This is a genomic window from Pseudomonas silesiensis (assembly GCF_001661075.1).
Lineage (GTDB): Bacteria > Pseudomonadota > Gammaproteobacteria > Pseudomonadales > Pseudomonadaceae > Aquipseudomonas > Aquipseudomonas silesiensis.
In genome coordinates, this window is record NZ_CP014870.1 from 4,182,109 (window position 1) to 4,207,400 (window position 25,292).

The 25,292-nt window shown below is 59.4% G+C and carries 20 protein-coding genes and 1 pseudogene; 16 read left to right on the plus strand and 5 right to left on the minus strand.

All coding sequences use genetic code 11. From position 1 onward, the window contains the following. The first annotated feature begins 7 nt into the window (after positions 1-7). The 4 genes from PMA3_RS18540 to PMA3_RS18555 all read left to right on the plus strand — a co-directional run bounded on the left by PMA3_RS18540 (position 8) and on the right by PMA3_RS18555 (position 5,948). The gene (locus PMA3_RS18540; RefSeq protein WP_064678541.1) at positions 8-1,627 is read left to right on the plus strand and encodes a 5-oxoprolinase subunit B/C family protein; all 1,620 of its coding nucleotides are present in this window, start codon (positions 8-10) and stop codon (positions 1,625-1,627) included. Beyond that, positions 1,624-3,363 carry an acetyl/propionyl/methylcrotonyl-CoA carboxylase subunit alpha gene (locus tag PMA3_RS18545; protein ID WP_064678542.1) on the plus strand — a complete coding sequence of 580 codons (1,740 nt, stop codon included), beginning with the start codon at positions 1,624-1,626 and terminating at the stop codon, positions 3,361-3,363. Before PMA3_RS18540 ends, PMA3_RS18545 begins: the two co-directional genes overlap by 4 nt. Positions 3,364-3,517: 154 nt before the next feature. Further along, positions 3,518-4,759: an OprD family porin gene (locus PMA3_RS18550; RefSeq protein WP_064678543.1), complete on the plus strand. Its 1,242-nt coding sequence runs from the start codon at positions 3,518-3,520 to the stop codon at positions 4,757-4,759. A 253-nt stretch (positions 4,760-5,012) separates the two neighbouring features. Then, on the plus strand, positions 5,013-5,948 hold the full coding sequence (locus PMA3_RS18555; protein ID WP_064678544.1) for a SphA family protein: 936 nt from the start codon (positions 5,013-5,015) through the stop codon (positions 5,946-5,948). A gap of 191 nt (positions 5,949-6,139) precedes the next feature. Here PMA3_RS18555 and PMA3_RS18560 read toward each other — a convergent pair whose 3' ends face one another. Further along, on the minus strand, positions 6,140-7,996 hold the full coding sequence (locus PMA3_RS18560; RefSeq protein WP_064678545.1) for a sigma-54-dependent Fis family transcriptional regulator: 1,857 nt from the start codon (positions 7,994-7,996) through the stop codon (positions 6,140-6,142). 326 nt (positions 7,997-8,322) lie between these two features. On the opposite strand from PMA3_RS18560, the gene pchA reads away from it, so the two are divergent. From pchA to PMA3_RS18580, 4 genes are read left to right on the plus strand one after another with little or no spacing between them, the layout of a single operon-like run. After that, positions 8,323-9,798, plus strand: coding sequence for a 4-hydroxybenzaldehyde dehydrogenase (gene pchA / locus PMA3_RS18565; protein ID WP_064678546.1), 1,476 nt, complete (start codon positions 8,323-8,325; stop codon positions 9,796-9,798). 53 nt (positions 9,799-9,851) lie between these two features. Next, positions 9,852-10,178: a c-type cytochrome gene (locus PMA3_RS18570; protein ID WP_064678547.1), complete on the plus strand. Its 327-nt coding sequence runs from the start codon at positions 9,852-9,854 to the stop codon at positions 10,176-10,178. A 10-nt stretch (positions 10,179-10,188) separates the two neighbouring features. Then, complete coding sequence (locus tag PMA3_RS18575) at positions 10,189-10,881, plus strand: hypothetical protein (RefSeq protein WP_064678548.1); 693 nt, start codon at positions 10,189-10,191, stop codon at positions 10,879-10,881. Positions 10,882-10,894: 13 nt separating this feature from the next. Continuing rightward, entirely contained in the window at positions 10,895-12,463 is a 1,569-nt protein-coding gene (locus PMA3_RS18580) for an FAD-binding oxidoreductase (RefSeq protein ID WP_064678549.1), read from the plus strand. Positions 12,464-12,518: 55 nt separating this feature from the next. Here PMA3_RS18580 and PMA3_RS18585 read toward each other — a convergent pair whose 3' ends face one another. Further along, the gene (locus PMA3_RS18585) at positions 12,519-13,610 is read right to left on the minus strand and encodes a DUF3616 domain-containing protein (RefSeq protein WP_064678550.1); all 1,092 of its coding nucleotides are present in this window, start codon (positions 13,608-13,610) and stop codon (positions 12,519-12,521) included. A 351-nt stretch (positions 13,611-13,961) separates the two neighbouring features. Between PMA3_RS18585 and PMA3_RS18590 the strand changes: the two genes are divergently transcribed. From PMA3_RS18590 to PMA3_RS18620, 8 genes and pseudogenes are all read left to right on the plus strand, one after another. Continuing rightward, entirely contained in the window at positions 13,962-14,645 is a 684-nt protein-coding gene (locus PMA3_RS18590) for a polysaccharide lyase family 7 protein (RefSeq protein WP_064678551.1), read from the plus strand. Between the two features lie 137 nt (positions 14,646-14,782). Continuing rightward, the gene (locus PMA3_RS18595) at positions 14,783-15,361 is read left to right on the plus strand and encodes a hypothetical protein (RefSeq protein ID WP_064678552.1); all 579 of its coding nucleotides are present in this window, start codon (positions 14,783-14,785) and stop codon (positions 15,359-15,361) included. A 237-nt stretch (positions 15,362-15,598) separates the two neighbouring features. Next, positions 15,599-16,033, plus strand: a complete 435-nt coding sequence (locus PMA3_RS18600; RefSeq protein WP_064680753.1) for a DUF2721 domain-containing protein — start codon at positions 15,599-15,601, stop codon at positions 16,031-16,033. Positions 16,034-16,257: 224 nt separating this feature from the next. Beyond that, the gene (locus tag PMA3_RS18605) at positions 16,258-17,166 is read left to right on the plus strand and encodes a peptidyl-prolyl cis-trans isomerase (RefSeq protein ID WP_064678553.1); all 909 of its coding nucleotides are present in this window, start codon (positions 16,258-16,260) and stop codon (positions 17,164-17,166) included. Then, positions 17,166-18,164, plus strand: a complete 999-nt coding sequence (locus PMA3_RS18610; RefSeq protein WP_064678554.1) for a HupE/UreJ family protein — start codon at positions 17,166-17,168, stop codon at positions 18,162-18,164. Before PMA3_RS18605 ends, PMA3_RS18610 begins: the two co-directional genes overlap by 1 nt. 39 nt (positions 18,165-18,203) lie before the next feature. Next, positions 18,204-20,417 carry a DUF3604 domain-containing protein gene (locus PMA3_RS18615; RefSeq protein WP_064678555.1) on the plus strand — a complete coding sequence of 738 codons (2,214 nt, stop codon included), beginning with the start codon at positions 18,204-18,206 and terminating at the stop codon, positions 20,415-20,417. A gap of 116 nt (positions 20,418-20,533) precedes the next feature. Next, a pseudogene (locus tag PMA3_RS31965) lies at positions 20,534-20,704 on the plus strand (transporter); the annotation flags it as partial. A gap of 48 nt (positions 20,705-20,752) precedes the next feature. Next, a complete protein-coding gene (locus PMA3_RS18620) occupies positions 20,753-21,430 on the plus strand; it encodes a DUF3313 domain-containing protein (protein ID WP_064678556.1) in 678 nt (225 codons plus the stop codon). A gap of 188 nt (positions 21,431-21,618) precedes the next feature. Here the strand turns inward: PMA3_RS18620 and PMA3_RS18625 are convergent, their stop codons facing one another. From PMA3_RS18625 to PMA3_RS18635, 3 genes are all read right to left on the minus strand, one after another. Continuing rightward, complete coding sequence (locus PMA3_RS18625) at positions 21,619-22,545, minus strand: transporter (protein WP_237140651.1); 927 nt, start codon at positions 22,543-22,545, stop codon at positions 21,619-21,621. 58 nt (positions 22,546-22,603) lie between these two features. Next, on the minus strand, positions 22,604-23,302 hold the full coding sequence (locus tag PMA3_RS18630) for a potassium channel family protein (RefSeq protein ID WP_064678558.1): 699 nt from the start codon (positions 23,300-23,302) through the stop codon (positions 22,604-22,606). Positions 23,303-23,381: 79 nt separating this feature from the next. Next, positions 23,382-24,833 carry a DUF1254 domain-containing protein gene (locus PMA3_RS18635; RefSeq protein WP_202970137.1) on the minus strand — a complete coding sequence of 484 codons (1,452 nt, stop codon included), beginning with the start codon at positions 24,831-24,833 and terminating at the stop codon, positions 23,382-23,384. Positions 24,834-25,292: the final 459 nt, after the last annotated feature.

Sequence of the window (25,292 nt, forward strand, 5' to 3'; positions counted from 1 at the left end):
GTCTGCTGTGCGTTTTTTACCGGTCAACCTGGACGCCCTCCTCGTCGAATTGAACGACCTGGACGAGACCCTGGCATTGTTCGATGCCCTGACGGCGGAGCCCATTGCGGGCGTGGAAGAAATCATTCCCGCCGCACGCACCCTGCTGATCCAATTCCGCCCCAGCGCCATTGCGCGGCAGGCGCTCGTCGATCGTATCGCTGGCCAGGACCTGAGCCAGCGCCGCGCGATCGAGCAGCGCCGGGTGGACATTCCCGTTCACTACAATGGTGAAGACCTCGACGAGGTCGCCACGCTGCTGGGGATCAGCCGCGCCGAGGTGGTCCGGCGCCACACCGCCCATGACTACAGCGTGGCCTTCTGCGGATTCGCTCCGGGCTTCGCCTACCTGACCGGCGGTGCGGGTTTCCAGGTACCTCGAAGGCAAACTCCCCGCACCCGCATACCCGCAGGTGCGGTGGCCTTGGCGGGGGAATTCAGCGGGGTTTATCCGCAAGCCAGCCCCGGCGGGTGGCAGATCATCGGCGTCACGCCTTTGCAGATGTGGGACCTGAACCGCGCTGAATCGGCCCTGCTGCGTCCCGGCTATAAAGTGCGTTTTACCGATGCCGGCCCGCTCCCGGCGGGCGGCCTGCCCGCCCCCTCGGTGCCTGCAAGTGTCGCCGCGCCCAGCGGTGCCTGCCTGGAAATCATCACGCCCGGTTTGCACAGCGTCTTGCAGGATATGGGTCGTCCCGGACAGACCGGCCAAGGCGTATCCCGTTCCGGCGCGCTGGACCTCGGCGCCCTGCGGGCGGCCAACCGCGCGGTCGGCAATCCCTCGGACATGGCCTGTGTGGAAGCGGTACTCGGCGGCCTGAGCTTCGTCTGTCATGGCCGTGCGGTGATCGCGATCACCGGCGCGCAAACCCCGGTCATCATCACCAACGCCAGTGGCCTGCAATGGCCTGCCGACAACTACCAGCCCATCGAGCTGGAGGACGGTGACAAGGTCAGCCTGGGTTCACCTGTGGCAGGGTTGCGCAGCTACTTGTCGATTCGCGGCGGCTTTGAGGTCGCTCCGGTGCTTGGCAGTCTGTCGACAGATACCCTCGCCCAGGTCGGCCCCCCAGCTCTCGCGGCCGGTGACCAACTGGGTTTTACGGCGCTTACGACAGGCACCAGCGTATCGCTGAACGAAGCACCCGCCTTTGATCTGCCCACGACGGCCAACATCGTGACCCTCGACGTGGTCATGGGGCCGCGCACCGACTGGTTTACCGAAGACGCCATCCAGCGTCTGAGCAGCCAGCTCTGGCGCGTCACCTCACAGTCCAACCGCGTCGGTATTCGCCTGGCCGGTGAAACGCCGCTGGAGCGCAGCAATCACCAGGAGTTGCCCAGCGAAGGCACTTCCGTCGGCGCCATTCAGGTTCCGGCAAGCGGCCAACCGGTGCTGTTTCTCGCCGATCACCCGTTGACCGGTGGCTATCCGGTGATCGCCGCAGTCGCCAGCTACCACCTCGACCTGGCTGGCCAGATACCTGTCAATGCGCAGATTCGCTTCAACCCTTTGGACGGCTTCAAAGAGATCCGACCCGTTACGCACGCCTCTTCTTCAACTGCCGACGTGAACAAAATCCCATGAAAAAATTACTGATTGCCAACCGTGGTGAAATTGCCGTCCGCATCGCCCGCGCCTGCCGCGACTATGGCGTGCAGTCTGTCGCGGTCTATGCCGACGCGGACATAGACGCCCTGCACGTGCGCCAGGCCGACGAAGCCTACTCGTTGAATGGCCAGCGCCCCGCCGAGACCTACTTGGATATCGGCAAACTGATCGCCGTCGCCAAACGCAGCGGCGCCGATGCCGTGCACCCCGGCTATGGTTTTCTGTCTGAACGGGCCGACTTCGCCCGGGCGGTGATCGAGGCCGGGCTGATCTGGGTCGGTCCCAACCCGGAGACCATCGACGTGCTCGGCGACAAGGTCGAGGCGCGAAAAATTGCCCACCTGGTCGGTGCGCCTCTGGTGGCCGGTACGCCTGGCCCGGTCGAAAGCGCTGACGAAGTACTGGCCTTTGCCGAACAGCACGGTCTGCCAATTGCCATCAAAGCGGCCTTTGGCGGCGGCGGACGCGGCATGAAAGTCGCCTGGCGCATGGATGAAGTGGCTGAATTGTTCGCCTCCGCCGTACGCGAAGCGCAAGCGGCCTTCGGTCGTGGCGAATGCTACGTCGAACAGTTCCTCGACCGTCCGAGGCACATCGAAGCGCAGATCCTCGCCGACAAACACGGCAAGGTCGTCGTCGTCGGCACGCGTGACTGCTCCTTGCAGCGGCGCAATCAGAAGCTGGTGGAGGAAGCGCCTGCGCCCTTCATCAGCGACGAACAGCGCCAGCGTATTCATCAGTCCGCCCAGGATATTTGCGCCAAAGCCGGCTACGTCGGTGCCGGCACTGTGGAGTTCCTGCTCAGCCAGGATGGCACCCTGTCGTTCCTCGAGGTCAATACCCGCTTGCAGGTCGAGCACCCGGTAACCGAAGAGACCACTGGGGTTGACCTGGTGATCGAACAACTGCGGATCGCCGACGGTTTCCCGTTGTCCTTCAGTGAGACGCCGACCCCGCGTGGCCACAGCTTCGAATTTCGCATCAACGCGGAAGACCCGGGCAAGGGCTTCCTGCCCACCCCCGGCCAGATCAGCGATTTCCTGCCACCGTCCGGCCCGGGTGTGCGTCTGGACAGCGGCGTGATCAGCGGCTCGCGAGTGCCCAGCACCTTCGATTCGATGATGGCCAAACTGATCGTCACCGGCGCCACCCGCGAACAGGCTATCGTCCGCGCCCGGCGCGCCCTGGCTGAATTCAAGATTGAGGGCATCGCCTCGGTCCTGCCGTTCCACCGGGCCGTGATGGACCATGACGACTTCACCGGTGCCGATAAATTCGCCGTACACACGCGCTGGATCGAGACCGATTTCGCCGAACAGATCACGCTCGCCCCACGTACTGCTGTCTCGGCCGACCCGGGCATCCTGCGCACATTTGTCGAGATCGACGGCAAACGCCACGAACTGGGCCTTCCGGCGGCGTTGCTGCGAGGCGTCAGCCTGAATGCAGCGGGCACCGCCAGCGAAAGCACGGCCCCGTCCGAGATCACTGATCCGCAGGCGGTACTGACGCCTGTGGCGGGGAATCTGCATACCTGGGTCGTCGAAGACGGCGAGTTGGTGAGTGCCGGGCAAGTGATCGCGGTGGTAGAAGCCATGAAAATGGAAACCTCGGTCCTTGCACCTTTTGAAGGTCAGGTACAGATCGCCAAACAGGCAGGCGACTATTTTGAAGCCGGCGCCGTGATTGGCCGCATCAAGCCCCTTACTTGATTTAAACGCTTTTCTTTTTGCAGGTATTACGCGCAACGGGTAAACCACCCGGTTGCCGCGTATTGCCCGCAGAAAATTGTAGATATGATTTTTCCTGAAAAACAACAATAAAACCTGATCATTAAATCTGCCGTTTATCTGGAGCATAAAGAGCATGTCAATCAACAAGGCTTTTGCTATTGCGGGTACCTGCGCGCTGGTTTTCCCGTTAACAGCCTCTGCCGACTTTCTTGCCGACAGCAAGGCAAGTGTGGAACTGCGCAACTTCTACTTCAATCGTGACTTTCGTAACGGCCCGCCCACGGCACAACGTGACGCTGCGGCAGAGTGGGCACAGGGTATGATTTTGCGCGTCGAGTCGGGTTATACCGCGGGCACTATTGGTTTCGGCCTCGACGCCATCGGCATGCTCGGCATCAAGCTCGACGGCGGTGACGGGTCCGGTGGCACTGGCCTGTTGCCCGCTGACCTCAGCTCGAAGAACGGCCGCGGTTCGCAAAGCGAGTACTCCAAGCTGGGCCTGACGGCCAAGGCGAAGGTCTCTGCAACGGAACTGAAGGTAGGCTCACTGGCATTCCGTACGCCAGTGGTGTCGAGCAATGACACGCGCCTGTTGCCTTCCACCTTCGAAGGTGCACTGCTGACTTCAAAAGATATCGACAAACTGGCCCTGCAAGGGGGCAAACTGCAGCAAATCAAGTTTAACAATTCTTCAAACTATCAGGACTTCACCGGTAACCGCATCGGCGGCGTCAGTGATGACTTCCGTTTTGCCGGCGGCACCTACAGCTTTAATAAAGCCCTGAGCGCAAGCCTGTTTTACGGCAATCTGGAAAATATCTATCGCCAGTACTTTGGTGGTGTGGTCTATGAAATTCCCCTCGCCGCGCAACAGTCACTGAAGTTCGACCTGCGCTATTCGAAAAGTACCGATGACGGTAATTTCCGCCCTCTCGATAACCGGGCAGCGAACGGACAAGTGGCCTACACCCTGGGCTCCAGCGTTTTTACCGCCGCCTATCAGCGAATGAGCGGTGATGACCCGTTCCCGTACATCGCCAATAGCGACCCTTACCTGGTGAACTTCGTGCAGATCAACGACTTTGCCAACACTGAGGAACGCTCATGGCAGGTGCGCTATGACTACAACTTCGCCGCGCTGGGTATTCCCGGGCTGACCTTCATGACGCGTTACGTCAACGGCGACAATGCGCAGGTAGCGGGCAGTAATTCGGGGAAAGAGTGGGAGCGCAATACCGATATCGGTTACGTGGTCCAAAGCGGTTCGCTGAAGAATCTTGGGGTCAAAGTCCGAAACGCCACGGTCCGATCGAACTTCGGCAATGACCTGGATGAAACACGGCTGATCCTGAGTTACACGTTGGCAGTATGGTAAGGCCCCCTGCTACCCATCTGGCGCTGACCGCCAACGCCAACAATGAGTCCACAACTTTCCGCGGCCAGCAGAATTCTCTTAACAAAAACCGCCGCCCGCGTGGAAGCAAGACACCGGAGCGATCCTGAATTACTCCCAGCCGATTGATATATAACGCAAAAAACTATCGGCACAGCCTGGCACGATAGTTGAGAAGCAGCTTTGCAGCGTTACAAACCTGCATCGCCAATAACAATAAAAGGCTGGGCTTCTCATGCATCATCAATCTACCCGCTGCACTTCCCTTGCGTTCAGCGCTGGCCTGCTTCTGCTCGGCAGCGCTTCATTGGTTCAGGCTACCGAAGGCGGCGTATCGTCCTGGCCGCTGGGCATCGAAAACTACGGTATGGGGATTCTGCCGCCACCGGGCACTTACGGGCAGTTGTTCATCGGCAATTATCTGGCCGATACCCTGCGCGATAACTCGGGCGCAAAAGCGGCCGACATCGATCTGCGCGTCACCACGCTCGTGCCACGGTTTATCTGGGTCACCGAACAGCAAGTACTGGGTGGCAACCTGGGCTTTCACGCCCTGCTGCCGCTCAATGACATACGGCTGAACATCAAGAACGGTCCGCACGACCACAAGCGTGGCATCGGCGACGCGCACCTCGGCCCGGTGGTCGGTTTCCACCACAGTGACAAGTTCCACACCGCGGTGGGTGTCGACTTCGTACTGCCCACCGGCGGCGAATACGACAAGAACGACCTGGTCAACCTCGGCACCAACTATTACACCGTACAAGCGGTCTATGCCATGACCTACATGGACCCCCACGGTTTCAACGCCGATGTGCGCCTGATGTACGACTACAACTTCGAAAACCAGGACACCCACTACCAGTCCGGCCGCGAGCTTCATGCCGACTACACCCTTGGCTGGGGCCTGGGCAATGGCTGGGTACTGGGTGTCGGTGGCCATGCTTACAAGCAAGTGAGCGATGACCAGTGCAGCGCTTCCAATTGCGCTGCCGCCGCCATGGTCGATGCCGCCGACGGCAACCGTGGCAGCTCGTTCTCGATCGGCCCGGCCGTGCAATACGCCAGCAAGGATGGCTGGTTGCTCAGCGCCAAATGGCAGGATGAGTCCGGCGTACGCAACAGAACCGATGGCCAGGCCTATTGGCTGAAATTCACCATCCCACTCTGAGCATAGGTATCTACACATTGTGGCAAGGGGGATTGCGATTCACTGTAGGAGCGAGCTTGCTCGCGATGGTCGTTAACGATAGCGCGTGCTTACTGATTAAACGCGGCGCTCTTGAGTCCATCGTCGGAACGCCGCCCGGAGCAAGCTCGCTCCTACAACGGCATTAGGGCTTGCCCCCTCGCCACAACAAGCTAGCTCCCCTTGAGCCGATAACTGACCTGGGCGCGACTCATGCCGAGCATCTGCGCCGCTGCCGTGATGTTGCCGCCCGAGCGTTCCAGTGCCAGTCGCACCAGTCGCAGCTCGATGTCTTCCAGGGACATGTTCAACACCCGTTGGCGGCCGGAGACGAAGGCCTGCAGACTCTCCAGCAACGGCTCCTGAAGAGTGCCTGCTCCCGCGCCTTGTTCAGTGGATGCGGCGGCTGCCTGCCCCTGGTCTGCCGTCTCATCCCGGCGCTGAGCAGCAGACAGGCGCCCTTCGGGTGTCAGGCCGATGGCCGTTGCCATCAACGGCGCCCCCGCCTCGGCCAGGTGCACCATATCGATCACCTCGCCGTCACCGGCGGCAATCACACCGCGCTCGATCAGGTTCTGCAGTTCACGGATATTGCCGGGAAACCGATACGTCAGCAGCGCGTTGACCAGCCGCGTGCTGAACCCCGCCAGCCGACGCCCATGGCGCAGGCTGAAATGGCGCAGGAAGTAACTCATCAGCAACGGTATATCTTCGCGACGCTCGCGCAACGGCGGCAGATGAATGGGGAACACATTCAATCGGTAGAACAGGTCTTCACGAAAACGTCCGGCCTCGACCTCGCGACGCAGATCCAGGTTAGTCGCCGCGATGACCCGTACATCGACGCGGATCGGCGCCGTGCCACCGACCCGCTCGATTTCACCTTCCTGCAAGGCACGCAGGATCTTGCTCTGCGCACTGAAGCTCAAGGTGGCGATTTCATCGAGGAACAGCGTCCCGCCATCGGCTCGCTCGAAACGCCCGGGTCGCGAACGTTCGGCACCGGTAAAGGCACCACGCTCGACACCGAACAGCTCGGCCTCGACCAGGTTCTCCGGCAGGGTCGCGCAGTTGAGTGCCACCAGCGGCATCTGTTGCCGGGAACTGGCCTGGTACAGGGTACGGGCGAATAACTCCTTGCCGACCCCGGATTCCCCGGTTAGCAACACCGTCGCCTGGGTCGGTGCGACGCGGTGCAGCAATTGACTGGCCGCGACGAACGCCGCCGAAATACCCACCAAGGGTTTGCCGTCGACGGGCTCTTCCAGTTCGGCAACGGTGGTCTCGATGCCCGAGGCGTAAGTGCTGCGGCTGAGAAAATCACCCGGGTCCAGATACGCCAGATCCACATCGATATCGTCCCACTGCTCGGCCGGCTTGCCGACGATGCGACAAGCCTTATGCCCCATCGAGCGGCATTCCTCCTCGCGAAAGACCACCAGGCGACCGAGCAGTGACGAGGCGTAACCGCTCGCATAACCGATCTCCATCCAGCAGGCCGGTTCGCCTCCCAGGCCATAGGCGGCGATGTGTTCGTCGTCTTCCAGTGAGTTGTGCCAGAGGAATTCGGAGTAGAAGTGACCGATGCCCGAGTCGATCTCGAAGCGCACGACCTCGACATTGACCATGCCTTCGAGCATGTGCAGGCGCGGTCCGGCGCTGTACAGGCTGGCGTGATCGCCTTCCGGCCATTGTTCGCTGACCTGGGCGGCGTCCCGTGCCCCGGCTTGCCACCCGATGCGCGTCAACTGGCCACGCGCCTTGTCGAACCCCAGCGCATCGATCAGCTCGCGGCGGATCGCGCCGAAGGCCGAGCCTTGCATCAGCATCACGCGCTGACCGCATAACCAGATGCTGCCGTCCTGCGGAGCGAAGGCCACGGTCTCGGCCAGTTGCTCGGCCGAAGGCAGGCCAGTGGCGCCGAACTGGCTGGCCCGGTCGACGATCAGGCGCTTTTGGCGGCCGAGCAACTGCTTGAGAAACTCCTCATCGGCAGGGCGGCGATTCTTGTCACGCGGGGGACGAGTCATAGGGTCAACAAGCGGCAGGGAAGTAAGCTTTTCAGTATGCCCGGACAACCCGCACGGTCAATCTGCCAATGGTTGACCACACGCCTTTTGCCCCTCGTTCGTCCGATAAACGCACAAATAAAATCCCGAAAAAACCAGGCGTCGAGCTTTCAGCGGCCTGCGACATCCTCTGCATAAAATTCCGCACGTGCGGTTTCAGCGCTTGCTCACCGGCTCGCCTCATACGACACAACTTATTGATTTTTAACGTTATTAGTCAATAGATAGCGCTTGGCACGATAGTTGTTAATAGCAGGTCATGAGCACCCAATAAGAGAGACAACTCCATGATCGTTACTCGCCCTGCCTATCAAAACCTTGAACTGCAGCCCCTCGCCGGTAACTGGCGTGCCGGCAGCGCCGGTCGTCCGCTGGAGGTGTTCGACCCCTTCACCCAGACACGCCTGCTGCAGATCACCCTGGCCAACCGCGATGATCTCGATGAGGCTTACCGCAAGGCACGGGAAACCCAGGTCAATTGGGCAGCCCAAGGGCCGGCCGCCCGTGGCCAGGTCCTGCTCAACGCGGTGAAGATCTTCGACGAGCGCCGTGAAGAAATCATCGACTGGATCATCCGTGAGTCCGGCAGCACCCGCATCAAGGCGCAAATCGAATGGGGCGCCGCCCGCGCCATCACACTCGAGTCGGCGAGCCTGCCAAGCCGGGTGCACGGGCGCATTCTTGCCTCCAACATCCCGGGCAAGGAAAGCCGCGTCTACCGTACGCCACTGGGCGTGATCGGCGTGATCAGCCCGTGGAATTTCCCCCTGCACCTGACCGCCCGCTCCCTGGCCCCCGCCCTGGCGCTGGGCAACGCGGTGGTGGTCAAGCCCGCCAGTGACACCCCTGTCACCGGCGGCCTGTTGCTCGCACGCATCTTCGAGGAAGCCGGATTGCCGGCGGGCGTGTTCAGTGTGGTGGTCGGTGCCGGCGCGGAAATCGGCGACGCCTTCGTCGAACACCCGGTCCCGTCGTTCATTTCCTTCACCGGCTCGACCCAGGTGGGACGCTCCATCGGCCGCATCGCCAGTGGCGGTGAGCACCTCAAGCACGTGGCCCTGGAACTGGGCGGCAACAGTCCGTTCGTGGTGCTGGCCGATGCCGACGTCGAGCAGGCCGTCAGTGCCGCCGTGGTGGGCAAGTTCCTCCACCAGGGCCAGATCTGCATGGCAATCAACCGCATCATCGTCGAGCAGCCGCTGCTGGAAACCTTCACCCGGCGTTTCGTCGAGCGGGTCAAAGCCCTGCCCTACGGTGATCCGGCCAAAGCGGAAACCGTGATCGGCCCGGTGATCAACAGCAAGCAACTGGCGGGGCTGCAAGCGAAGATCGCCACCGCCCGAGCCGAAGGCGCCACGCTGCTGGTGGGCGGTGAAGCCGAGGGCAACGTCCTGCCGCCGCATGTGTTTGGCGACGTCACCGCCGACATGGACATTGCCCGAGAAGAGATCTTCGGGCCACTGGTGGGCATTCAATCCGCCCGCGATGCCGAGCACGCCCTGGAACTGGCCAACCGTAGCGAATATGGACTGTCCAGCGCCGTATTCACCTCCAGCCTGGAGCGCGGCGTGCAGTTCGCCCAACGCATCCACGCCGGCATGACCCACGTCAACGACATCCCGGTCAACGACGAACCCAATGCGCCGTTCGGCGGTGAGAAGAACTCCGGCCTCGGACGCTTCAACGGCGACTGGGCGATCGAGGAGTTCACCACCGACCATTGGATCACCCTGCAACACGCCCCCAGACCGTACCCGTTCTGACCTGAAGCACCGCGTCCATGAACCCACCTACCAATAAGAAAACGGAGTACGAAATGTCTTCACTCCTCAACCGCCCAGCGGTGAAACGGACCCTCACTGCCCTGCCGTTCATCCTGCTGGCGGGTACCGCCGTTGCCGATGGCGACGGCGTCTGGAAAGGCGGCGAAAACGTCTATGCCAAAGTGTGCGGCCACTGCCACGAAAACCAGGTTGGCCCGTCCATCAAGGGCCGCCAGCTGCCATCGCCTTATATCACCGCCATCGTGCGCAACGGCTTCCGTGCCATGCCGGCCTTCCCCGCTTCGTTCATCGACGACAACTCGCTGCAACAGGTGGCCGACTACATCTCCAAAACGCCCGCTCCCGCGGCCAAGCCTTGAGGAGTCGGCGATGAATATCGAACGTCGTTTATTGCTCAAGGGAATGGCCTTGAGCGGCATGGCCGCAGCGGTCGTCAGCAGTTCGGGCCTGACCATGGCCAACGGTGCACTGGGCGTCCGGGCCCGGCCGGCGCTGCCGACCCTGGCCCTGGTCACTGGCGAGGTTGCCGCATCGGCCTTCCTCCAGGGCATCAACGCCAGCCCGGCCGCCAGGCAGGTCACGATGCTACGCGCCGACCTGAGCCTGGACTTCATCCTCGACCTGGAAAAACGCCTGGGCAGCGCCCGACCGCAACGCATCATCGGCCTGGTGGACGATGCCAGTGCCGCCGTGATCATTGACCTGGCACGCAGTGCCGGTGCGCGCGTGCAGTGGCTGGGTCAGCATCGCGCCACGGCCAACGCCTCCCATCACCGCCTGCTCAGTGCCGAAGCCGCCAGCGGCTGCGCCCCGCAACTTGGACTGAACCTGAACGCCTGCGGGACCGGCTTCAGCCTTACCGAACAGCGTCTGCATGGCCAACACGCGCCGCTGCAAGTGTCCGCGGTGGCGCGCAACCACGCAGGTTCCGAGCAATGGGCGGCCACGCTCGGCTACACCCTCGCCGCACTGGGCACCGCCAATCTCGGCCAGGCGCCCCTGGTCGCCAGCCGCGCCTCGCCGCTGACCGGCAATTTCGTTTCGTTCTCGATCGAAGCTTGAAGGAACTCTCCAGATGACTGAACAAACCAACAACACGCTGCTGCCTCGTGGCGTCAACGCCGCCCACTTCCAGCAAGCCATCGCCAAGTTCCGCACCTTGCTCGGCGAGGACAATGTCCTGATCAAGGACGATCAACTGATCCCCTACGCCAAGATCATGATGGCCGTGGACAATGCCGGGCACACACCCTCCGCTGCTGTCACCGCGACCACCGTCGAACAGGTGCAAGGCGTGGTGAAGATCTGCAATGAACACAAGATCCCGGTGTGGACCATCTCCACCGGTCGCAACTTCGGCTACGGCTCCGCAGCGCCCGGTCAGCGTGGCCAGATCATTCTCGACCTGAAAAAAATGAACAAGATCCTCCATGTCGATCCCGAGCTGTGTACCGCCCTGGTCGAGCCGGGGGTGACCTACCAGCAGCTGTACGACTATATCCAGGAACACAACCTGCCCTTGATGCTGTCGTTCTCCGCGCCGTCGGCCATCGCCGGACCGCTGGGCAACACGATGGATCGCGGCGTGGGCTACACGCCTTACGGCGAGCACTTCATGATGCAGTGCGGCATGGAAGTGGTGCTGGCCAACGGCGACGTCTACCGCACCGGCATGGGCGGCGTTAAGGGCGACAACGCCTGGCAGGTATTCAAGTGGGGCTACGGCCCGACCCTGGACGGCATGTTCACCCAGGCGAACTACGGTATCTGCACCAAGATGGGTTTCTGGTTGATGCCCAAACCACCGGTGTTCAAGCCGTTCGAGATCAAGTTCGAGAACGAGTCGGACATCGCCGAGATCGTCGAATTCATCCGCCCGCTGCGCATCGCCCAGGTCATCCCCAACTCGGTGGTGATCGCCGGCGTACTGTGGGAGGCCTCCACCTGCAATACCCGCCGCTCCGACTACACCCTCGAGCCCGGCGCGACCTCCGACGCGATCCTCAAGCAGATTCAGAAAGACAAGAACCTCGGCGCCTGGAACGTCTACGCCGCGCTGTACGGCACTCAGGAACAGGTCGACGTCAACTGGAACATCGTCAAGGGCGCACTCAAGCAACTGGGCAAGGGCCGGCTCGTCACTCAGGAAGAGGCCGGTGACACCCAGCCCTTCAAATACCGCGCCCAATTGATGTCGGGTGTACCGAACCTGCAGGAGTTCGGCCTGTACAACTGGCGTGGCGGCGGCGGTTCCATGTGGTTCGCACCGGTGAGCCAGGCCCGGGGCAGCGAATGCGACAAACAGCAGGCGCTGGCCAAGAAGACGCTCAACAAACACGGCCTGGACTACGTCGGCGAGTTCATCGTCGGCTGGCGCGACATGCACCACGTCATCGACGTGCTGTACGACCGCACCAACCCCGAAGAGACCCTGCGCGCCAACGCCTGCTTTGCCGAATTGCTGGATGTATTCGAGCAGGAAGGCTACGCCGTGTACCGCGTCAACACCGCCTTCCAGGAGCGCGTGGCGCAGAGTTACGGCCCGGTCAAACGCAAGCTTGAACATGCGATCAAGCGTGCCCTGGACCCGAACAACATTCTGGCACCGGGCAAATCCGGCATCGACCTCGCCAACCCATTCTGATGACGCTTGAGGCCCCGCCAGGTCTGCCCTGGCGAGGCTTTTTCAGCGGTAGTGGCTAATCCAGGATGAACAGGTCCCCTTCCACATCCGTATCGCCGTGTTTACGACTCTGCGCCGCAGAGTCGTAGACGATCATCAGAACCTCCCCAGGCTGCTCGCCCGACTGGAACAGACACATGCCCTCAGCGTGATCGTTGCCCTGCCCGAAAGGCACCTCCAGCACCTTCTCCAATTGATCGGTGAAGACCACGCTTTCCTTATCCGACGCAAAACCGCCGCGCCAGCGCAAGACCGTTACCGGACCGTCCAGGTCCATCGTGGGCCCCGCCAGGATCAGCAGATCGTCACCGCTAGTGCACAGGTCACGCAAGCCCAGGCCATTGAGCGCGAAGAAGTGCTTGCGGTAGCGGCGCCCATCCGGACCGATCTTCTTCAGCACCAGCGTGTCAGTCGAGGCGTCGTTCAGCTCGGGTTCTATCTCCAGCAACACAGCCCAGCCGCGTAGCACCGGTCCACGCAGCCCCAGCAGAAGGCGCGATCCGATCACCGCCAACCCTTCGATATCGAAGCCGTTGTCCTTACCCGGGATACGCAGGAAGTCGCGTAGCTGAGGATCTTCAGCAATGGCCGCGGTCAGGTCGTTACCGGTTTCGTTGCCCTGCAGTTGCGCCGCTGTACGTCCATCGGCATCCACTTTCCTGGCGAGTACATAGCTGTCGTTCTGCTGCACCACAGGGATGCGGGCCAGCAGAAAACGATTGCCGTCCGCCTCTACCGTCGACAGGCGCTTGATATTCTTCTGTGCAGAAGTGCCGGCCTCGGCTTTCTTTCGCTTCAGGCTATGGGAGCCCACCACCCAGAGGTAACCACTGTCAGGGACATAGGCCAAGCCCTCGATATCGATCTCGGCGTCTTGTTTGGGTATGGGCAGATCCAGATATTCCAGGAGCGGAAACGATTGGTGCTCGTCGCACCTTACGACGCCGCCGGGCGCAGCAGCCTGGATTTTCAGGCGTTCCAGGCTCGTGGTTTCGTCATTGGCCACCCAGAGTGTGTCGTCAATCTGCTGAGCGACCGAAAGGCCATTGCGCAACGACGCAAACGCCGGATCAAAGCTCAACAGCGCAAAATTGCTTCGGTGGCTCATGGGCGGTCTCCTGTCTGTATGGCGCGGCGCGCCGGTTATTCAGAACCGGCTTCTGAGCCTGTTCTTCGTTCAGTGCATGCACTCATCCTAGCCGACCCGTCCGCCGCTGATGGCTCAGGTCCCTTCGCTGCAGTTGCAACGCAACTCGAATTAGTTCCATCAACTTCAAAATTAGCCGACCAACGGTAACCCTTGCAGGCACAAAGCCTGCAATAACCACCTCGACGATCATTTGACGTCAATCTACCGCCATACGGTTTTCCTGATCAGCAGACCCAATTGACACAGCTCAATAGCGTCGGTTCGAGCGCAACTGTGGCCGCAACATTCCCCGCATAAAGGATTATTGACATGATCGACCTTGCCACCTGGAATTTAAGCATCCCTGAAGGCAGCCCACCGGCTACCATAGAAACGCCTCGACTGGCGCATGGCTTCAAGGGCCAGTATTTCAGTTCTGACGCCGCTACCCTTTCCTTCTGGGCACCTGTAACCGGTTCCAGGACGGCTAACGCTATTTACCCGCGCAGCGAGTTGCGGGAAACCTATAGCGATGGAAGGCTGCGCAACTGGCAGTATTCAGCGGCGGATAACATTCTGCGGGCAAATCTGACCATCAATCAGGTGCCCAGCACCGGCAAGATCGTGATTGGTCAGATTCACAACAAGGACAGCAACAGCCCCATGGTGAAGCTGGAATACCAATACAAAAAGTCGGCTTCGACGGGAAACATTGTCGCCAAGGTGCGCATGCGCCCCGACGATGAAGAGGGCCAGGTCATTACCATTGCGACGGGTGTGCCGCTCGACCGCAACTTTTCCTACCAGCTCCACCTCAGCCCGAAGGGCGCGCTGGGCATCAGCGCAGCAGGAAACAACTGGAGAACCACCATCGACCCGAGCTGGAAGACCAAACCACTGTATTTCAAAGCGGGTGCGTATGTGCAGGACAACACCGGCTATCCCACCGAGGGCGGAAAAGTGACGTTCAGGATGCTGGAGATCCAACACAACATTAAGAAGTCGAGTCTTTAGGTCACTACCGTTGGCACGCCGAACCGAAGGGTTTATCGACGTTTCGAGGAGGCACATCGGCAATCAGTGACTATGCTTTCCCGGGAGCAACGCGCTCGCTGCGTTGCTCCCTCAGCCATCACATGGAAAGCAGGTCTATGAAACCGATCCGGTCCTTTGCTCATGCTGTTGCCCTCGCCTCACTCATGTCCACCGCCAGCTTTGCGGCCCATGCAGCCGATGTGCCGCTGGGCAGTGCCGCTCTGGAGAGTCACATCACGACGCGCGTACTGGCTGTCGATGCGGCGAACTATCAGGTCACCGTGGAAGGTCCCGACAAAAGCCAGGTACCCATCCAGCTCACCGACGAGGCCAAAGCCCTGCACAACCTGAAGGTCGGCGATAAGGTCGATATAAATGTTACCCGCTCGGTTGCCTACACGCTCGACACTGATGTCAACGGCGATAGAGGTGTCAGCACCAAATCAGCGATTACCCGCGCCGACAAGAACAACCCCAATCCGGGCGGTGAGGCGTTTCGTCAGGTCAAGGTCACGTCGAAGATCACCCACATTGACTTGAAAAAGCATGAAGTGACCTTGCTTCCTCCAGAAGGCAAAGTGAAAGTTGTCAAGGTCGAGGACCCCGATCTGCAGGCCCGCATGAAGAACCTCAAGGTCGGTCAGACGGTCGACGCCATCTACACCGAAGTGCTGGATATCAAAACCTCACGCTAGCAACGTGCGCTGACCAGAGAAGGCCTCGCCGAAGACAATCCGCACAGTGCTGTGATTGCACACTCTGGTTGGCGATCCGTCCCACCTTGCCGACCGGGACCGGTTATCCCCGTCCCGGTCACAAACAAACAGTCGTTGATGACAGCATCTGACAAAAGACCGCAGTTCAGATTTGTCTCTCTGCTGGACTGCTCTACGCTCTACGACAGGACGTCCCGCCTATAGGTGGTCGCTAAATTGAACGAATTCATTCCTGACGCTGTGCGGTTGTCGCAAATCTTTTCACAAGCAACAGCTCCAACGTTTTTCCTCGGTGCAATAGCTGCGTTCGTTTCGTTAATGACTTCGAGGTTATCAGTTGTCATCGACCGTACACGGGTACTCAATGCGATCCCCGAAGACGACCAGCGGCGTGCGCACCTCAGGGCCGATCTGGAGCGATTGAGGCGGCGGGCTGAATTATTAAACGCTGGTATCCTGTCTTCTTTGCGCGGCGGACTTTGCGCCACCCTGCTGCTCGCTGTCATCTTTTTAACTGAGTTCATGGGTTTCAAGTACGCCTATGGTGCCGGCCTTCTTTTTGTAATAGCCACATACTTCCTCGGTGTGGGTCTGTTTCGCTTCGCCCAAGAAGCTAAAATCAGTGTCAGTGCGGCGGATGAGCACCTTTGACCGATTCAAATTCCGGGTGCCTAGTCCCGAGGCACTGTCCCATACGCGGCACACGGCCACATCAAATCTGGTCCTGTAGACGGTACGGCCTCGGGGAATTGGTTAATCCGATTGCGACTAAGCCTTAGTGCTTATCGTGATTAACCTTGGTGGAAAGTTCCAATTCAGCAGCAATACTCCACTGTGCTCGAAAACCATTCGAGTATAGCGTGGGGTAACAAGTCATGAGCTTAGGCGTCTGCGAAGTGAAAGAGTCTCGTCTTTCGTTGATCAAGCGATGCCTTCGCCAGCCGCTATTGCACTTTCTAATCGCCGGTTTTGCACTCTTTGTGCTGTACGGAGGTTTGCACCGTTCACCCCTCAATCAAGCTGCGCAACGCATCGAAATTACCCCTCAAGTTGTTCAGCGGATCGCGATTTCCTGGCTGGCACGATGGCAACGACCCGCATCGGAGCAACAGTTGCAGGGCATGATTGATGAATATGTGAAAGAGGAAATCCTTTTTCGCGAAGCGCTGAAACTTGGCCTGGATAAAGACGACACCATCATTCGCCGCCGACTGGCGCAAAAAATGGATTTCCTCGCAGAGGATGTAGCGTCGCTTCGCGAACCTGCACCCGGTGTACTTGAAGCTTGGTACAACCAGCATCAGGACCAATATGCCCCACCGCCACTTGCAACCTTCCGTCATTTGTTCTTCGCAATGGACACACGCGGCTCGGATGCGCAAGTGCAGGCTCAGGCTGCATTAAGTGGCCTGACAGACAAAAACAGTGGTGAAGGCGATGCCTTCATGTTTGAAAGCGCCTACACAGAACAATCCCAGGATCAGGTGGCGCGGGTCTTTGGTTCAACGTTCGCCATTTCATTGTTCAAGCAAACGCCGGGTAGTTGGGTGGGGCCTGTGGAGTCAGGTTTTGGTTGGCATCTGGTGTGGATTGATACGCTGGCCAAACCACCGGCACCGCCCTTCGAAACCGTGGCCCAGCAGGTCAAGTCCGATTGGTTGTCCAGGCAACGCAGCGAATCGAAACGCGCCAATTTCGATGCCCTGAAAGCACGCTATGAGGTCGTGGTGATAATGCCGGAGTCGACCAGCGGGATTGCCTCCACTCAAACGGGGCAGCCGTGATGAGGCGTACGGTCTGGCTGCTGTGGGTGCTTTTGTTCATGGGGCAGGCGGCCATGGCCCATGAGTCCCGCCCCGCTTACCTGGAAATCAACGAAACGGCCGCCGGGCGCTATAGCGTACTGTGGCGCACGCCGGTGCTTTCAGGCATGCGATTGCCGATCGCGCTCCGGTTTGCCGAAGGTGTGCGAACCCTCATTGAACCCGTGGAAAGCGAACTGAACGACTCACTGATCGAACGCCGGATCATTGACACCGGTCCCGCAGGATTAATCGGGCAACGCATCGAATTTGTCGGCCTGCAAGCGAGCATCACCGATGTGCTGGTGCGTGTGTCGCGCCTGGACGGCAGCCTGACGACCACCCTCGTCCACCCCGCGCAACCCTGGATAGAAATCGCCGCCACGCCGGGAGCGTTCTCGGTGGCCGGTACTTTTCTGGCCCATGGCATTCAACACATCCTGGGCGGTTTCGATCACCTGCTGTTTGTCTTCGGTCTGCTGCTGCTGGTGCGCAACGGCTGGATGCTGGTGAAAACCATCACCGCATTCACCCTCGCCCATTCCATCACCCTGGCGCTCGCTGTACTGGGTGCGGTACGGCTTCCCGGCCCGCCCGTCGAAGCGACGATCGCGCTGAGCATACTGTTGCTGGCCGTTGAAATCGCCCGCAAGAACCGTGGTGAAATCAGTTTCACCCTCCAATGGCCATGGGTGGTGGCGTTCTGTTTTGGCTTGTTGCACGGCTTTGGTTTTGCCGGTGCGCTGGCGCAAATTGGCTTGCCGCAACGTGACCTGCCCTTGGCGCTGTTCACCTTCAATGTCGGCGTGGAAATCGGTCAGTTGATGTTCGTCGCCGCTGTGCTGAGCCTTCGCGCACTGTTGCTGCGTTTTCGACGGGCACGGCCCACGCTCCTGTATGCCCGACCGGTTGCGTCTTACGGGTTGGGAACGCTGGCTGCTTTCTGGTTTTTCGAGAGCGTCTCGGGTTTCTGGAGCTGAGTTGCACCCTGTCACTGCCGTATTCCGGAGATGTGGAATATGAAAACCCCTGCATACTTCACCGCGTCACTGTTCAGTTGCGCCGTGCTTGCTGTCAACACGCTGGCAATGGCAGAGGGCAACCCGGATCGCGAGGTTTACTTTGGCCAGACGCACTCGCACACCTCCTGGTCGATTGATGCCTACCTGATCGGCAACCATCAGGTCGATCCCGAGCAGGCTTACCAATACTCACTTGGCATGCCGGTCAAGCATCCGATGGGCTTTGAAGTGCAGCTCAAAGGCCGACCTCTGGATTTCCATGGCGTGACCGATCATTCGGAATACGTGGGCGTGATCGCCCTGGCCAACGATCCGAAGTCAGACTTCAGCAAGCTGCCCATCGCCCAAAAGCTGATTGTCAAAACCCCGGAAGATTTCAATCGGGTGTTCAAATGGATCGTCGGCAGCTTGAGCCACCCGATCAAGGAGCTGATTGATCCGAAGGTTGCCGGCAACATCTGGCAGCAGAGCATCAACATTGCCGACAAGTACTACAAGCCCGGCAAGTTCACCACGTTTGTCGCCTATGAATGGACCTCGGCACCCAACAATCAAAACATGCACCGCAATGTGTTTTTCCGCGACTCGAAGAAGGTCCCGGACCTGCCCTTCACGGCCATCGATTCGGACAAACCGGAGGATTTGTGGGGCTGGATGGACGATCAACGCAAAAAAGGCAACGAGGTGCTGGCGATCTCCCATAATGCCAACCTCAGCAACGGCCTGATGTTTGCGGTGGACGTAGATGACCGTGGCCGCCCCATCGATGCCGCCTGGGCCGAGACGCGGATGCGCAATGAATCCCTCACCGAAATTCACCAGGTAAAGGGCACCTCGGAAACCCACCCCGAACTGTCGCCGACAGATGAATTTGCCAATTATGAAATCATGAATTTCCTGCTTGGCATCGACAACAGCACATCGAAACTCAATGGCAGTTACATCAGGCAAGCCTGGCAAAACGGCGTGGCTTTGCAGCAAACGCGTGGATTCAACCCTTACAAAATGGGCGTGGTCGGCGCCAGCGACTCGCACAACGGGGTGATTCCTTATTCGCAGAGCAACAACTTCGGCTCCCACGGCTTTACCGACAGCACCCCGGCAGCGCGTCTTTCCGGCAAACAGAATTCGGGCTTGATGGCCTTGCAAACCAGCACGTCCGGTTTGGCCGGCGTCTGGGCCGAAGAAAATACCCGTGAATCGATCTTCGATGCCATGAAGCGTAAAGAAGTCTACGGCACCAGCGGCGTGCGCATCCCCGTGCGCATGTTTGGTGGCTGGGGCTTCGACAGCAGTGTGTGGAACGAAAAAGACTGGGTGCACGCCGCCTACGCCAAGGGCGTTCCCATGGGCGGCGATTTGCCGGCAAAACAGGGCAAAGAGGCGCCGTCCTTCGTGGTGTGGGCGGTCAAGGATGCCGACGATGGCAACCTCGATCGAATCCAGATCATCAAGGGCTGGACCAAAAACGGCCAAACGTTCGAGAAGATCTACGACGTCGCCTGGTCCGGTGATCGCCAACCCGACCAAGACACCGGCAAGGTCCCACCGGTGGGTTCCACGGTCGATGTTTCCAAGGCGACTTACACCAATAATATCGGCGCCACCGAGCTGAAAAAAGTGTGGGTCGATCCGGATTTCGATCCGGCCCAGCACGCGTTCTACTACGCCCGAGTGCTACAGATCCCGACACCGCGCTGGAGTACCTATGACGCGGCCAAGCTGCAAGTACCACCGCCGGCCGACGTTTCGGCCACCGTCCAGGAACGCGCGTGGACTTCGCCGATCTGGTACACGCCGAATGCCGAGGACAGCAAGCTTGTCGCGGGTGGAAAAACCATCGATCAGCTGAAAACCGAAGGTGCCAAAGCGCTCACTAACGAGCAGTTGCAAGCCTACGTGGTGGGCAAAACCTTGAAGGTGCTCAACACGGTCACCGGCCAGACGTTTGAAATCATTTATGGCTCCGACGGGCAACGCCTGGTCAGCAGTGTCGATGGCAAGCCGCCTGCGCAAGGGGAATACCTGAACATGCTGCATGACGGACAGTTTGGCGTGCCGGCCAAATATGAAATCAAGGACGGGCATCTAATGACAACACTCGGCGGCACACCCTTCGAGGTCACGGTATTCGAGCAAAACGGCAAATACAGGGCGGCTCGCAGCAACGAGTTCGGCTATGTGAATTATGAGGTTGACGAGGTCAAGTAGCGCCGAGGCCAGCACCGATATTCTGCATCCATCAGTGCTGGCAGATTCTGCGGAATGACTGATCAAGAGGGTCGTGGTGGCAACTATTGAAGAGTCCATCAACAGGTGGACATCAGGCGACCTATGCTCTTAACAGGGACACCGATGTCAATGTCAGTCGGGCCGTGGTCTGGCTCGACGAGATGCCGGTGGACCAGACCGGATCCGTGTCAGGCACTCGAACTTCCGGTCAGTTCGACAATGCCTGGATTCAAGCGCTGACCGGCAACATGACCTGGCGTTTCTGAAGCGTTGCCAACCCAAAAAACGACTTTATCCATGGAGTACTCACCACTATGAACCTGTCCCTGAACCTGCTCGCCGGCGCCGCACTGGCCAGTCTGTTACTTGGCGGTTGCACCTCGAAAGTCACCGAAAAAGATCAATATTCCGGTTTCCTCTCCAACTACAACAATCTGCAAGAAGTCACGACTACCACTGGCGAGAAAGCCATGCGTTGGGTGAGTCCGTCATGGAACCCTAATGCGTATGACACAGTAGTGTTCAACAAACTGGAACTCTATCCGGCGCCCAAACCCAACGAGCGGGTCAACCAGCAGACACTCAACGAATTGCAGAACTACATGACCAGCCAGGCCAAAGGCGTGCTGGGCCAGAAATACCGAGTGGTATCGAGCGAGAGCGCAGCACCCGGCGGGTCAAACCCTCTGATCCTTCGCGCAGCGATCACCGGGGTGAGCGCCTCGAATGAAGGCATGAAATGGTATGAAGTGGTGCCGATTGCGGCCGTAGTCGGGGCGACCCAAGCGGCTACTGGTCATCGTGATCAGGACACTAACCTGTTCATCGAAGCCGAGTTCATCGACGCGAAAACCAATCAGACCGTGGCCAAAGCAGTACGCAAGGTCTTTGGCAGCCAGCTTTCGAACGAGAGCCAGAAAATCACCACGAAGGATTTCAAAGCCGCGATCGATAAATTGAATGCTGATCTCCGGGCGTTCATCCGCAGTTGATTTCTGACGCAACGGGGCGTCCGGCCTATCATCCTGTGATAGCGCGGCTTGCCGGTCTTTATCCGTCGGATCAGACCAGGTGACTCTCGATTTTCCCGAGTCACCTCCCGGCATTAGTAAACAACCAGCATCCGACAAATGCCTCACTCATGCATGAATGGAATGGAATGTAGCGTAAGCCCTGAGTTTCAAAGCCCTCCACCGAAGCGATACTGCCAGACGATGCCAATGGCATCGTATTCGCTGCCCGTGCGGGTATGCCCGCCCTCACTCGCACTCAGCTTTAGCGAATGGTTCCGGTTCAACGGCAGTGTGAGGGTGAATCCGTAGCGTGTGTTTTCCTGAGAATCGTGGTTACCGACGCCATCGATCGAAGTACTCCCGCCAGCGAACCAGGTCGCATCCAGCGCCGCCCAGACACCGTTGCTAAAGGCATAGATAAGATGCCCCTGTACCTGGTAAATCGGGTCCTGTGAAAATGTGTGGCCGCCGAGGAACTCGTCATTGTCGGTATAAAAGGTTCCCGCGCCGGATAATTCCAAGGTCACTGGCCCCAGGCGCTTGGAAATCCCGAGCTCGGGCTTGAATGACCAGCGGTTGTTGCCGAGATTAATCAGCCTGCTAGCGTCGTATTGGCCAAGTGGCGCCGTGATCGCCAGGCTGGTGCCGATAATCACATCCTGTTGATAGCTGGGGAATTCAGCCAGGGACAGCGCCGGGGCGCCATATAAGTTGACCGAGAAGCGGAATCTTGGATCGATCAACCCCGTGACATTACGCTCCCTGGGTTCACCGGCGAACAGCGCAGAGCCCCGCAATTTGGCCTCAGGCACGATGATATCGAACTTCCCGGAGCGGCCCCAGACATCCAGGGATCTGGCAAAGGCAAACACGACAGTCTTGATGTTGAGTTTGGCATCCTCAAGCGGGACAGAGGGGTTGGCCGTCACGTTGCCATGGAGATCGCTGTAGCCCATGAGCAGGAAATTGATACCGACCGGCGTATTGGCATAGGACCTCGGTTCGAGGTCCTCTGCGCCTGCACCGGGCGTTACGATGATGAGCGAAGCGGATGCGAACCGAACCAGCCTGACGACACAGAGTTTGGGTTTCATCCACATTCGCTCGCTTCCTGTCAGGCCCCCTTCGGGGATGGCTCAGGTAAATCGGGCGTCACCTGGCCTGATGCGACGGATAAATACCGGCAAGCCGCGCTATCACGACCCCGACGTAAAAGACGCCTGAAAATTCTTCCACCATCACCAGTGAGCGTGCGTGGTTGGTCAACGGGATAACATCACCGTAACCGGTGGTCGTTAGCGTCGTGAAGCTGAAATAGATCAGTTTGAAGAAAGTGCCGGGTTGCCTGAAGTCGAAGTTGCCAGGGCCGAATGAGCCAGCGGCGGAAATCTCGACCAGGGCATAGATAAAGGACCAAACGAAAGCCAGCATAATGTAGCCCGCAAGCGCGCCATGCAGCTTGTCGGCTGTAATTGGGCCGCGCTTGAGAAGGTAGCGAAGCACTCCGCTGAACGAAACCGCAAGTGACGCCGCATAGGTTATCCCGGCAAGTTCGAGAGTCGGGATACTCTTGGTCCACAAGGCCGCCCATTGAAGGCCAATCCCAAGCAATGCCAGGCACAATTTCAGGATGAACCCCGACCGGGTCTGCCTGGTGGCGAAAGCACCCACGAGCAGCACGGCCGAAAACAGAATGCCGAGCAACATGCGAGCAAACAGACCCTCTTCAAGAAAGGGGAACAGAAGGATCAACCCTAGCAAGAGCAACAAAAGATAAGTACAGGGCCCCAGCCCAATGACCATCTGCGCTAAATCCGCGTCGGATTCGGCGTTGTCTTGCGGATTTGTCATACGGGCCTCCCTGAGGCCGAAGTAACGCTCGATACCTGACGTTGCACGGGTGAATTCTGATCTTGCTTCAGAATATCCGCTACTTCGATACCACCAGCGCCGGGGGCTGCCAGCTGCCTTCGCCAGCGGGAAGAATCGAAGGCGGTGCGGTCTTCGGCCAGTACAGACGCATCACCAGATAGACCGTGTCGTCAGGCGCCGGCAACCAGTTGGCTTCCTTTGCCTTGCCGGGGGAGTCCTTCTGGATGTAAAGCGTCAGTGAACCATCCGCGTTTTTCTTCATGGCCGACAGCATCGGCGAATTGATCAAGTAACGGTTGATCGGGTTTTTGATCAGCAGCTGGCTCTTGCCGTCATACATGGTCACCGACCAGAAGGCATTGACGGGTGGCAGCTTTCCAGCAGGGAAGGTCAGCGTGTAGTTGTGTTTACCGGTATCGAGCGTCTTGCCAGCGCCGTCAGTGCGGGTATAGGGGTACATCGCCTCGACGGCGTCATTGCCATACAGTCCGCCCTTCGCGGCGCCGGCACGCATCAACCAGTCGGCCTTGTAGAACGCCTGATCGCCGAAGAACGCACCGACATTCCAGCCGTTGATTTTTTTCATTCCGCTCGAGAGAAACCTGTCGACCTGCTCGTCGCCGGCCTTCATCCCGAGCAGGACCGCGGCCTTGTGCTCGAGCGAGAGGTCCTTGAATTCGAAGTTCCGGCCGGGGCCTACGCCGATACTGGCCAGCCTGGCCCGGATCGCCTTGTCGTCCGCCGATGCTGGCACATACTGCATCGCGGCCGACAGGTACTCGAAGAAGTTGGCCTTGATGCCTTCCGTGGTAGCTGGCACGAAAGCAATCTTCGGCGCAGCGGGCGGCGCGGGTTGATGGAGGAAGGCGGACAACGGCTGGATCTTGTAGCCCGCCTGCACCTTCTCGACATTCGGCATGTCGGCCGGATTGAACAGCTGGGTCCGGATAAGGGTCAGGCCGAAAGGGGTCGTGGAGGTGAACACCTTGTCGATGCCTGGAGGTGTTGCCCCCTTCCAGTCGGGGCCTGCAACCAGATAACTCCCGGGCGCACTGGCCGTTGCCCGGCTGCCGATGTAGCCGTAGTTGTAGGTGTTGCCGTCGATAAGCTGAATCGAGTAATAGCGCTTTTTGGAGACGGCCGGCACCGTGATCACCAGTGGCTCTGCGCGCAAGTCGGCCCAGAGTATCGAATACGGGGTGTCGCTGTTGGGCGTAATGACGGCGGTATCGGCGGGCGTCGCGACCCGATGCTCGTTGTGCAGTTGATTGAAGGGAGCCTTGAACTGGCTGGACTTGGGGTCTACCGCGAACTCGTTCATCACCGCGTAGTTCATCACCAGCGGCAGGCCATAGATAAAGCCTTCCTCGGCGATTGCCTTTGTCTGTTCAAGACTCGGCGCGGTCACGCCCTTGGCCACATCCGCCTTGTCTGCCTGCTCGATCGGATCGTTCTTGCCCGCACACCCCGCGAAAAGCGTTGAACCCACTACGACGACTGCCGCAGCCATTGTCCAGCCCCGGTTAGACTTCCTGTTCATTTCCACCTCGTTAGCTCTGAGCAAGCTGGCGCCGTGACTGTTCATGGCTGATACGCCCCACCCGGACCGCGACCCAACTGGAATTTTGGCCTGTCTCTTTACCGCGCGACTCAGTAAATCCTGTGGCGAAGCGCCAACTCACACGCCCACGAGAGTGTAGAACACAATAAGCCAGCCACTCATTACGCAGCCAGGATCGTGCTCGTTATTCGGCAAACTGTTGGCCAACTCTGCCCTTATCACCAGGTTTCCGGGTGAGGATCGGGGGGTGACCGAGGTTATGGATCAGGTATGAGCGTGAACGGCCCCGGGGCGACGAACATGTTCTGCAAGTGACGTGACGAACTGGATCAATGCTCGGGTTGAAGCTATACCGAAAGGGTTCAGAGCGGGGATGGACCACACGCTCGATCAGCGACTGAGGAGAAC